The organism is Pseudomonas sp. SIMBA_068 (assembly GCF_046534705.1).
Classification (GTDB): Bacteria; Pseudomonadota; Gammaproteobacteria; order Pseudomonadales; family Pseudomonadaceae; genus Aquipseudomonas; species Aquipseudomonas putida.
Map to the genome: position 1 here is coordinate 98,155 of NZ_JAWRYI010000006.1, position 10,938 is coordinate 109,092.

Here is a 10,938-nt window from a genome sequence, read left to right on the forward strand (position 1 = left end):
ACGGGCTCCGGATCAGTTTGGAAGGAACTTGGCGCTGACGTACGGCGAGTAGTCCGGCAGTACGGCGTCGACCTTGCCTTGCTGCTTGAGGAAGTTGGCCGTGTCGGTCAGTGCCTGGGTGGTCGGCGCGCCCAAGGCGTTGGCCTGGTCTGCGGCCAGGGGGTACACGTTGCCCTCCAGCAGCACCGGGATGTCGCTGGCCTTGGCGCCGGACAGCTTCACCAGCTTGTCTACGTTGCCCTTGTCGGCCAGCCAGGCTTTCGGGTCCTTGCGGTAGTCGGCGTAGGCATCGAGGGTGACCTTGGCAAAGGCCTTGACCACTTCAGGGTGCTTGTCGGCGAAGTCCTTGCGCACAATCCAGGCATCGAAAGTGGGTGCGCCTTTCTGGGCCAGTTCGCCCGAGGTGATCAGCACCTTGCCGTTTTCCTTGGCCACGCCCAAGGCTGGGTCCCAGACGTAGGTGGCATCGATGTCGCCGCGCTTCCAGGCGGCAATGATGGCCGGTGGCGCCAGGTTGAGGATCTGTACCTTGGACGGGTCGATGTTCCAGCTTTTCAGGGCGGCCAGCAGGCTGTAGTGGCCGGTGGAAACGAACGGCACGGCGACCTTCTTGCCGATCAGGTCTTGCGGAGTCTTGATGCTGTCGCGGGCGACCAGCGCTTCACCGGCGCCAATCTGGGTGGCAATGAGGAAGGTCTCGACCGGCAGCTTGCGGGTGGCGGCAGCGGCCAGCGGGCTGGAACCCAGGTAGCCGATTTGCACGTCGCCGCTGGCCACCGCAGTGATCACGTCGGCGCCGTTATCGAACTTGCGCCAGTCGATGCTGGCCTTGCTGGCTTTTTCATAGTCGCCATCGACCTGAGCCACTTTGGCCGGGTCGACGGTGGTCTGGTACGCCACGGTCAGGTCGGCGGCCTGGGCAAACCAGCTGGTGCTGGCGAGGGTCAGGGCGGCGAACAGGCGCAGCGGAGCGTGCGGGATCATGGTGAACCTCTCGTCAGGCAATCAGGGCGATGGATGGCGAGAAGACTAAATGATCTAAGAATTTAGAAATAAATAACCTTTTTGCATTAGCTTAGGAGCCAAATGCTTTAAGCCCAGGGGTAGTGCGCTCCCACATTGACCGTAAAAGGCCCCCGCTACTTTGGGGCAACCCTGCCCGGTGGCGAAATCAGAGCGCGCTGCTAGGCTTTTTCGTCCCTATAGAACGTTACGGTATTAGGTTATGAGCAAACGTTTGCAAATAACCAATGGTTATGATTGGCGGGATTGCTACAACGTTTGGCTGTAAAGGTTCCAACCATATTCCGTAAAAATCTTACCAATTCATAAAACGGTCATTTTGGATTTATAGGATTGTCATTATCCTGTAGCGCAGCTGGCGTCTTAGACCAAAGTCGCGAAACGTTTAGAAACGATTGACTTAGTAGTCACGCTTTGGGACTAAATCGCCAATCCACGGTGAGAAGGGGCAGCAGATCCCTCCGCCAGAGATACACAAAAATTAGAACGTAGAGGAGCAAAACATGTACAAGTCCAGCCTGGCTCTGGCCGTGGCACTGGGGGTTCTCGCCCAACAAGCAGGCGCTGCCGGTTTCGTTGAAGACAGCAAACTGTCGCTCAGCTCGCGCACCATGTACTTCAACAACGACAACCGTGAAGCTTCGGGCAGTAAGCCTCGCCCGGACAACCGTGAGTCGGGTCAAGGCTTCAAGCTTGACTACATTTCCGGATTTACCCAAGGCACCGTAGGTTTCGGCGTTGATGCCCAAGCACTCTGGGGTATTCATCTCGATGGTGGTAAGGGTTATCACCCGAACGGCAGCAGCTTCTTCCCTAGCGATTCCGACGGTTCTGCTGAGAAACAGTGGGCGCGTCTGGGTGCCAACGCCAAGGCTCGTTTCTCCAAAACAGAAGTGCACTACGGTAGCGCCTTGGCGCCGAACCTGCCGATTCTGGTCTCCAACGATGGCCGTCTCCTGCCGCAGACTTTCGAGGGTGGCACGATCCAGTCGAAGGAAATCGACAACCTGACCATCAACGCCGGTCAGCTGACCCACGCCATGGGCCGTGCTTCGAGCAACCGTACCGGTTTGTCGGTTCAAGGTGCTACTCAGGAGAGCAACAAGTTCCGCTACGCTGGTCTGGATTACAAGCTAACCCCTGACCTGACCCTGCAGTACTACTACTCGAACCTGGAAGACTTCTACAAACAGCACTTCCTGGGTGCCACTCACGTCTTCAAAATTGCTGACGATCAGTCGTTCAAGACTGACTTGCGCTATTTCGATAGCAGCAAAGACGGGCGCAATGGTGAAGCCGGTTACGAGTTCAGAAACAACAGCGGCTACGCTAAGAACCCCGGCGAGGTCGACAACAAGACCTGGTCCGCCATGTTTACCTACACCCTTGGTAGCCATGCTCTGATGCTGGGTCATCAGCAAGTCAGTGATGATGGCGGCTTTGTGTGGTTGAACCAAGGCAGCCTGGCCAATGAAGGCGCCGGCGGCTCGAGCTTCTACCTGTTCACCGATAGCATGATCAACCAGTTCGCCAAGGCTGGCGAAAATACTACCTTTGGTCAGTATTCGTACGATTTCGCCAGTCTGGGTGTGCCGGGTCTGAAAGCCTCGGTAGCCTACCTGCGTGGCGAGGATGGCCGCAGCACCAACGGCAACGGCACCTTCACTGAGTGGGAACGTGACGCGCGAGTTGATTATGTTCTGCAAGAAGGAACGCTCAAAGGCTTGGGCTTCAGCCTTCGTCAGGGCGTATATCGCGGCACAGGGTCGGGCTCTGCTAACGACCAGGACCAAACTCGTTTCATCGTGAACTACACTTACAGCTTCCTGTAAGTCGTATCCACAAAGAAAGCCTCGCCTAGTGCGAGGTTTTCTTGTACCTGCATTTTCGTATGAATTTTGGTTATAAATAAATCGTTATTTATTCTTTTTGTTTTTAACCGAATGCAGGCACATTGAACCCATACGGTACAAAACCCAGCCAAGGAGCCGCAGCCCATGAGCCTCAAACTCGGCGATATCGCCCCCGATTTCGAACAGGATTCCAGCGAAGGCAAAATCCGCTTCCACGAGTGGCTGGGCAACAGCTGGGGGGTGTTGTTCTCTCATCCGGCCGACTTCACCCCGGTGTGCACCACCGAGCTGGGCCTGACTGCCAAGCTCAAGGACGACTTCGCCAAGCGTGGGGTCAAGGCCATCGCCCTGTCGGTAGACCCGGTCGACTCGCACCATAAATGGATCGAGGACATCAACGAGACCCAGAACACCGTGGTCAACTTCCCGATCATCGCCGATGCCGACCGCAAGGTGTCCGACCTGTACGACCTGATTCACCCGAACGCCAGCGACACCCTGACGGTGCGCTCGCTGTTCGTCATCGACCCGAACAAGAAGGTGCGCCTGACCATTACCTATCCGGCCAGTACCGGGCGCAATTTCAATGAAATCCTGCGGGTGATCGACTCGCTGCAGTTGACCGACAACCACAAGGTCGCCACGCCAGGTAACTGGCAGGACGGCGACGAGGTGGTGATCGTGCCTTCGCTCAAAGATGAGGAAGAAATCAAGCAGCGCTTCCCCAAAGGCTACCGGGCGGTCAAACCCTATCTGCGTCTGACCCCACAGCCAAATCGTTAAAGGATTCCTCGTTGCATTGCTCTTAGCCAAGCAGGGATTTTCGGGCCGTTTCGACGGCCCTTTTTTATGCCTGAACAAAAGTGTGGCCGTATTCGCGGGGAAAAGATAGAAATGGAATAAACAAATGAAAAAATATGATTTCTAGATATATGCGGCAGCTGTTAATGTCATTTCCAACAGAACACAAGGAAGCGCAGCAATGCTGGTCGTCTCAATCGGTGGTAGCCCAAGTCCTCGTTCACGCTCCGGCGTGCTGCTTGAGCGTTCGCGCCAGTGGCTGCAGGGCCGGGGCGTTGAAGTGGTGACGTTCCAGGTACGTGACTTCCCCGCCGAAGACCTGCTGCATGCCCGTTTCGACAGCCCGCATGTGCAGCACTTCCAGCAACTGGTAGCCCAGGCCGATGGCCTGATCGTTTCCACCCCGGTGTACAAGGCTTCGTTTGCCGGTGCACTGAAGACTTTGCTGGACCTGCTGCCCGAACGCGCCCTGGCCCACAAGATCGTGTTGCCGATCGCCACCGGCGGCAGCATCGCCCACATGCTGGCGGTGGATTACGCATTGAAACCCGTGCTGTCGGCACTCAAGGCACAAGAGACCCTGCAAGGGATCTTCGCCGACGACAGCCAGGTGGCTTATGCAGACGGCACGAAGCCCGCGCAGTTGGTGCCAGCACTGGAAGAACGCCTGCTGGACTCGCTGGAAACCTTCCACGTTGCCCTGGCCCGTCGGCCACGCCCCGTGGCCCCCGGCGTACTGAACGAACGCCTGATCAGCGCCCGCTGGAGCATCTGACCGGCACAACCCGCTTCACCACCTTACTCGCCCGATAACGAGGCAAGCAGGTGCAACCCGAACCTCATTCGCACAGGAGAGCGCCATGCGCACAGTCTTCTTGCGTCGCGGTCTGGTCGCCCTGTTTGCGGCGGCTGTGTCCTTCGGCGCCATTACCCAAGCCCAGGCCGAAAGCCTGCGTATCGGTTACCAGAAATACGGCACCCTGGTGCTGCTCAAGGCCAAGGGCACGCTGGAAAAGCGCCTGGCCGAGCAGGGCGTGCAGGTGCAGTGGACCGAATTCCCCGGCGGCCCGCAGCTGCTTGAAGGGCTGAACGTCGGCTCCATCGACTTTGGTGTTACCGGCGAAACCCCGCCCGTATTTGCCCAGGCCGCCGGCGCCGATCTGCTCTATGTGGCCTACGAGCCGCCAGCGCCGCACAGCGAAGCGATCCTGGTGCCGAAGGGTTCGTCGATCCAGTCGGTCAAGGAACTCAAAGGCAAGAAAGTCGCCCTCAACAAAGGCTCCAACGTCCACTACCTGCTGGTCCGCGCCCTGGAAGACGCCGGCCTCAAGTACAGCGATATCCAGCCGGTGTACCTGCCCCCTGCCGATGCCCGCGCCGCTTTCGAGCGTGGCAGTGTCGATGCCTGGGTGATCTGGGACCCGTACCAGGCCGCTGCGGAAAAACAGTTGCAGGCCCGTACCCTGCGTGACGGCAAGGGCCTGGTCGACAACCACCAGTTCTACCTGGCCACCCGCAATTACGCGACCCAGCACCCGGCGGTGATCAACACCCTCATCGAGGAAGTGCGCGCCGTGGGCGAGTGGTCGCAGGCCAACCCGCAGGAAGTGACCGACCAGGTGGCACCGCTGCTCGGCCTGCCTGCCGACATCACCCTGACCTCGGTCAAGCGCCAGGGCTACGGTGCAGCACCGCTAACCCCCGAGGTAGTGGCCGCGCAACAGAAGATTGCCGATGCCTTCCAGGCGCTCAAGCTGATACCCAAGCCGCTGAGCATCAAGGACGTGATCTGGACACCCCCGGCCAAGGTCGCTAGCGCGCCTTGATTGATTCGCCTGTGCCGGGGCGCCGCCCTGGCTGAGCCACCCTTGAGGAGACAACTCCAATGAGCCTTAACATTTTCTGGTTCCTCCCGACCCACGGTGACGGCAAGTACCTGGGCACTTCCGACGGCGCACGTGCGGTCGATCACGGTTACCTGCAGCAGATCGCGCAGGCCGCCGACCGTCTGGGCTTTGGTGGGGTACTGATCCCTACCGGCCGTTCCTGCGAGGATTCCTGGCTGGTGGCCGCGTCGCTGATCCCTGTGACCCAGCACCTGAAATTCCTGGTTGCCCTGCGCCCGGGCATCATTTCGCCGACCGTGGCAGCACGCCAGGCGGCGACCCTCGACCGCCTGTCCAATGGCCGTGCGCTGTTCAACCTGGTAACCGGTGGCGACCCGGACGAACTGGCCGGTGATGGCCTGCACCTGAACCACCAGGAGCGCTACGAAGCTTCGGTCGAGTTCACCCGTATCTGGCGCAAGGTGCTGGAAGGCGAAAACGTTGACTACGACGGCAAGCACATCCAGGTGAAGGGCGCCAAGCTGCTCTACCCGCCGATTCAGCAACCACGCCCGCCGCTGTATTTCGGCGGTTCGTCCGAGGCCGCTCAGGACCTGGCCGCCGAGCAGGTCGAGTTGTACCTGACCTGGGGCGAGCCGCCGTCAGCCGTTGCCGAGAAAATCGCCCAGGTGCGCGAAAAAGCGGCCGCTCAAGGCCGTGAAGTGCGCTTCGGTATCCGCCTGCACGTGATTGTGCGGGAAACCAACGAAGAAGCCTGGGCCGCCGCCGACCGCCTGATCTCGCACCTGGACGATGACACCATCGCCCGTGCCCAGGCCTCGCTGGCGCGCTTCGACTCGGTGGGCCAGCAGCGCATGGCTGCCCTGCACGGCGGCAACCGCGACAACCTGGAAGTCAGCCCCAACCTGTGGGCAGGCGTTGGCCTGGTACGTGGTGGCGCCGGTACCGCGCTGGTAGGCGACGGCCCGACTGTCGCGGCGCGGGTGAAGGAATATGCCGACCTGGGGATCGATACCTTCATCTTCTCGGGTTATCCACACCTCGAAGAGTCTTACCGCGTTGCCGAGCTGCTGTTCCCGCACCTTGATGTTCAGCGCCCGGAGCAACCGAAAACCGGTGGCTACGTAAGCCCGTTCGGCGAGATGGTGGCCAACGACATCCTGCCCAAATCCGTGTCGCAGAGCTGAGGGCCGGGCCATGAGTCGTGTAACTTCCTCCACCCTGACCCAGCGCCTGGCGCCGTGGGCGCTGCCGGTGCTGCTGCTGGCAGTCTGGCAACTGGCGGTCAGCGCTGGCTGGCTGTCGACCCGCATCCTGCCGGCACCTAGCGCAGTGGTCAGCGCCGGCGTCGAACTGGTGCGCAGCGGCGACATCTGGACCCACTTGGCCATCAGTGGCTGGCGTGCCGGACTAGGCTTCGCCATCGGCGGCAGCATCGGCCTGGTACTGGGCTTCATCACCGGCCTGTCGAACTGGGGCGAACGCCTGCTCGACAGCTCGGTGCAGATGATCCGTAACGTGCCGCACCTGGCGCTTATCCCCCTGGTGATCCTGTGGTTCGGTATCGACGAGTCGGCGAAGATCTTTCTGGTCGCGCTGGGCACGCTGTTCCCGATCTACCTGAACACCTACCACGGTATCCGCAACGTCGACCCGGCGCTGGTAGAGATGGCCCGCAGCTACGGCTTGTCCGGCTTCAGCCTGTTCCGCCAGGTGATCCTGCCGGGTGCGCTGCCATCGATCCTGGTGGGCGTGCGATTCGCACTGGGCTTCATGTGGCTGACCCTGATCGTTGCCGAAACCATTTCGGCGAATGCCGGCATCGGTTACCTGGCGATGAACGCCCGTGAGTTCCTGCAGACCGACGTGGTGGTACTGGCCATCGTCCTGTATGCCGTGCTCGGCAAACTCGCCGACCTCGCCGCCCGCGGCCTGGAGCGTGTATGGCTGCGCTGGCACCCGGCCTATCAAGTGGCCAAGAAGGAGGGCGCATGACCGTGCTCAAGGAACAGCCGCCACGCCTGCTGCGTGGCATCCCGCTGGCCTCCAATGGCCTGCGCAAGACCTTTGGCCAGCGCGAAGTGTTGAAGGGCATCGACCTGCACATTCCGGCCGGCCAGTTCGTTGCCATCGTTGGCCGCAGCGGCTGCGGCAAAAGTACCCTGCTGCGCCTGCTGGCCGGGCTCGACCAGCCCACTGCCGGGCAGTTGCTGGCCGGTGCTGCGCCGCTGGAAGAGGCCCGTGAAGAAACCCGCCTGATGTTCCAGGACGCACGTCTGCTGCCGTGGAAGAAGGTGATCGACAACGTTGGCCTGGGCCTGTCGGGTGATTGGCGCCCACGTGCGCTGGAAGCGCTGGATGCGGTTGGCCTGGCCGACCGCGCCAATGAATGGCCGGCAGCCCTCTCGGGTGGCCAGAAGCAGCGTGTGGCCTTGGCTCGCGCCTTGATTCACCAGCCACGCCTGCTGCTGCTGGATGAGCCGCTGGGTGCGCTGGATGCATTGACCCGTATCGAAATGCAGCAACTGATCGAACGCCTGTGGCGTCAGCACGGCTTCACTGTGCTGCTGGTCACCCACGATGTCAGCGAGGCAGTTGCCGTGGCTGACCGGGTGATCCTGATCGAGGACGGCGAAGTCGGGCTTGACCTTACGGTCGACCTGGCACGGCCCAGGGCACGTGGTTCGCACCGCCTGGCCGCGCTGGAAAGCGAAGTGCTCAACCGTGTTCTGTCGGCCCCGGGCACTGCGCCCGAGCCGGACCCTGTAGCCCCTCTGCCCACGCAACTGCGTTGGGCGCACTGAACCACTCACTTACCTGACTGAAGCCATAGAGAAGGAATGACATCATGACCATCAAAGCCATCAACGTCCGCAACCAGTTCAAAGGCACCGTGAAAGAAATCCTCGAAGGCCCGGTACTGTCGGAAATCGACGTGCAGACTGCCTCGGGTATCGTCACTTCGGTCATCACCACCCGCTCGGTAAAAGAGCTGGAGCTGCAGGTTGGCAGCGAAGTGATTGCCTTCGTGAAATCGACTGAAGTGTCTATCGCCAAGCTGTGATGCTGCTCGATATTGGGGCTGCTTGGCAGCCCTATCGTGACACAAGGCCGCTCCTACACGGGAATGCGATCTCCTGTAGGAGCGGCCTTGTGCCGCGAATGGGCCGCAACGCGGCCCCAATAACTTCAGCTGGAACGCTTGGCCAGAAACGGCGGCAGGTATAACCCCAGATACGCCTCGAACACCCGCTTGCCTTCTTCGGCCATGCGCGGTGTGATCGCCTCGTGCAGCTGCACCGACCGCGCATACACCCGGTCGCTCAGCTCCATGGCCAGGGCAAACACATCCACATCCAGCGGCATCACCGGCAGGTGAAAATGCTGGTCGAACAACTTGTGCATCAAGTCGCCCAGTTCCATGTCGTGCTGCCGGTCGGCCTGCACCACTTCGCTCAGGCCGTGCTGGGCCAGAATCAGCTGCCGCGCCGCAGCATCTTCGTTATAGATATCCAGCATGCGCTGCTCGATCAGCCGTGACAGCTGGTGCCAGGTGCTGAACGCGCTGCTGTCGAACGGTGCGCTCAGGGCTTCACGAAACGCCCGGTGTACATCGGCCGTCAGCGCTTCCAGCAAGGCCGGCACGCTGGCGAAGAAGTGATACACCGACGACGGTGGAATCTGCGCCCGCTCGGCCACGCTGTAGATGGAAAGTGCCGCCACCCCTTGTTCGGCCAGCAGCTCACGCGCAGCCGCCAGGATCGCCTCGATCCTGGCCTGGCTGCTGGCGCGCGGCTTGCGGGAGGCGACGGCGCGGCTCATCAGTTGCTGATCGCCAGGATGCTGGCCTGATAGGCGCCGACGAACAGGTCGAAGTCACCGACCTCTTCCTGCTCCAGCTCGGACTGCTTGGTGAGCGATTCGCGGGCCAGTGTTTCGAACGCCTGTTGCTGTTCGTTGCTCAGTGGCTGTTCGCGGAATGTCTCGGCGTGGACACGGCTCTGGCGCAGGGAGAACTGGATGAAGGTTTCGTCGTGCTCGGTCATGCGTGCCAGCACCTGGGCTGACGGGGTCAGCGCGGCATCATCCACCTTGGCCTGCTGGGCATCCAGGGCTTTGCCGTGGGCATCGCCGCCTTGCGCCTGGTCGAGCAGGTCGGCCAGTGGCCGGATACGCTCAATCAGCTCGCTGGCCCAATCCTTCAGGGTGATCGGCTGGCCATCACGATGCAGCTCCAGGCCCGGGCGACGGCCTTCCTTCACCACGGTCAGGAAGTTGTCGGTGCACTGGCGGCATTCGCCGTTGTCCAGCTGCGGGCTGTCTTCCAGGGCGCAGAACAGCAGGAACGCGTCGAGGAAGCGCGCCTCGGTCAGGTCGATACCTACCGGCAGGAACGGGTTGATGTCCAGGCAACGTACTTCCACATACTGCACGCCCCGCGAGGTCAGGGCCTGGATCGGCCGCTCGCCGGTGTAGGTGACGCGCTTGGGGCGGATGTTCGAGTAGTACTCGTTCTCGATCTGCAGAATGTTGGTGTTCAGCTGCACCCATTCGCCGTCCACGTGCGTACCGACCTCGACATAAGGCGGGTAGGGCGTGCCCACGGCCTTGCGCAGGCTGTCGGTGTAGCTGGCCAGGTTGTTGTAGCAAGGCGTGAGGCCTGCCTGGGCGTTGCTCTGGTAGCCCAGGTCGCTCATGCGCAGGCTGGTGGCGTAGGGCAGGAACAGGGTTTCGGCGTCCAGCTCTTCGAGCTGGTGCGGGCGGCCACGCAGGAAGCCTTTGTCCAGCGCTGGCGAGGCGCCGAACAGGTACATCAGCAACCAGCTGTAGCGGCGGAAGTTGCGGATCAGGGCGATGTAGGCTGACGACTGGTAGTCGCGGTTGTCTTGCGTGCTGCCTTCGGCTTCGCGCAGCAGAGGCCACAGGGCTTCGGGCAGCGAGAAGTTGTAATGGATACCGGCGATGCACTGCATGGTGCGGCCGTAGCGCAGGGCCAGGCCCTTGCGGTAGACGTGCTTGAGCTTGCCGATGTTCGAGCTGCCGTACTCGGCGATCGGGATGTCCTCCTCGGCCGGCAGCGTGCACGGCATCGACGGGCTCCACAGGTATTCGTCGCCCAGCTTGCTGTAGACGAAACGGTGGGTCTGTTCGAGGCTTTCGAGCACTTTGGCCGGGTCGGGCAGCGCTGGGGTGATGAACTCCAGCAGCGACTCGGAATAATCAGTGGTGATCTGCTCGTTGGTCAGCGCCGACCCCAGAGCTTCCGGGTGTGGGGTCTGGGCCAGGCGACCTTCGTCGGTCACGCGCAGGCATTCGCGCTCAATACCGTGCAGGCACTGCTTGAGCAGGGGAAGATTGGCGCCGAGCAGGCTCAGGCGGCGGTTGAGGAGTTCGCTCAAGATGTATTCCTTCAC

General features: G+C 61.3%; 11 protein-coding genes. 8 read left to right on the top strand and 3 right to left on the bottom strand.

Annotated features, from left to right (window positions below):
• Nucleotides 1-12: 12 nt before the first annotated feature.
• Nucleotides 13-984 carry a taurine ABC transporter substrate-binding protein gene (gene tauA / locus SB756_RS15720; protein WP_016714452.1) on the bottom strand — a complete coding sequence of 324 codons (972 nt, stop codon included), beginning with the start codon at nucleotides 982-984 and terminating at the stop codon, nucleotides 13-15.
• 542 nt (nucleotides 985-1,526) lie between these two features.
• On the opposite strand from tauA, the gene SB756_RS15725 reads away from it, so the two are divergent.
• From SB756_RS15725 to SB756_RS15760, 8 genes are all read left to right on the top strand, one after another.
• The gene (locus tag SB756_RS15725; protein ID WP_368977542.1) at nucleotides 1,527-2,855 is read left to right on the top strand and encodes an OprD family porin; all 1,329 of its coding nucleotides are present in this window, start codon (nucleotides 1,527-1,529) and stop codon (nucleotides 2,853-2,855) included.
• 165 nt (nucleotides 2,856-3,020) lie between these two features.
• A complete protein-coding gene (locus tag SB756_RS15730; protein WP_016497546.1) occupies nucleotides 3,021-3,659 on the top strand; it encodes a peroxiredoxin in 639 nt (212 codons plus the stop codon).
• A 199-nt stretch (nucleotides 3,660-3,858) separates the two neighbouring features.
• The gene (gene ssuE, locus SB756_RS15735) at nucleotides 3,859-4,452 is read left to right on the top strand and encodes an NADPH-dependent FMN reductase (protein ID WP_043200296.1); all 594 of its coding nucleotides are present in this window, start codon (nucleotides 3,859-3,861) and stop codon (nucleotides 4,450-4,452) included.
• A gap of 85 nt (nucleotides 4,453-4,537) precedes the next feature.
• Nucleotides 4,538-5,503, top strand: coding sequence for a sulfonate ABC transporter substrate-binding protein (locus SB756_RS15740; protein WP_019472321.1), 966 nt, complete (start codon nucleotides 4,538-4,540; stop codon nucleotides 5,501-5,503).
• 59 nt (nucleotides 5,504-5,562) lie between these two features.
• Complete coding sequence (gene ssuD, locus SB756_RS15745; protein ID WP_016484400.1) at nucleotides 5,563-6,711, top strand: FMNH2-dependent alkanesulfonate monooxygenase; 1,149 nt, start codon at nucleotides 5,563-5,565, stop codon at nucleotides 6,709-6,711.
• Between the two features lie 10 nt (nucleotides 6,712-6,721).
• Complete coding sequence (gene ssuC / locus SB756_RS15750) at nucleotides 6,722-7,519, top strand: aliphatic sulfonate ABC transporter permease SsuC (RefSeq protein WP_341797308.1); 798 nt, start codon at nucleotides 6,722-6,724, stop codon at nucleotides 7,517-7,519.
• A complete protein-coding gene (ssuB, locus tag SB756_RS15755; RefSeq protein ID WP_019472320.1) occupies nucleotides 7,516-8,328 on the top strand; it encodes an aliphatic sulfonates ABC transporter ATP-binding protein in 813 nt (270 codons plus the stop codon). Before ssuC ends, ssuB begins: the two co-directional genes overlap by 4 nt.
• Before the next feature lie 44 nt (nucleotides 8,329-8,372).
• Nucleotides 8,373-8,588 carry a molybdopterin-binding protein gene (locus tag SB756_RS15760; protein WP_008095172.1) on the top strand — a complete coding sequence of 72 codons (216 nt, stop codon included), beginning with the start codon at nucleotides 8,373-8,375 and terminating at the stop codon, nucleotides 8,586-8,588.
• 125 nt (nucleotides 8,589-8,713) lie between these two features.
• Here the strand turns inward: SB756_RS15760 and SB756_RS15765 are convergent, their stop codons facing one another.
• Together SB756_RS15765 and gshA are read right to left on the bottom strand one after the other, a co-directional pair.
• Nucleotides 8,714-9,346 (bottom strand): TetR/AcrR family transcriptional regulator, encoded by a 633-nt coding sequence (locus SB756_RS15765; RefSeq protein WP_043200300.1) that lies wholly within the window; start codon nucleotides 9,344-9,346, stop codon nucleotides 8,714-8,716.
• Nucleotides 9,346-10,923 carry a glutamate--cysteine ligase gene (gshA, locus tag SB756_RS15770; RefSeq protein WP_016497552.1) on the bottom strand — a complete coding sequence of 526 codons (1,578 nt, stop codon included), beginning with the start codon at nucleotides 10,921-10,923 and terminating at the stop codon, nucleotides 9,346-9,348. Before gshA ends, SB756_RS15765 begins: the two co-directional genes overlap by 1 nt.
• Between the last annotated feature and the right edge of the window lie 15 nt (nucleotides 10,924-10,938).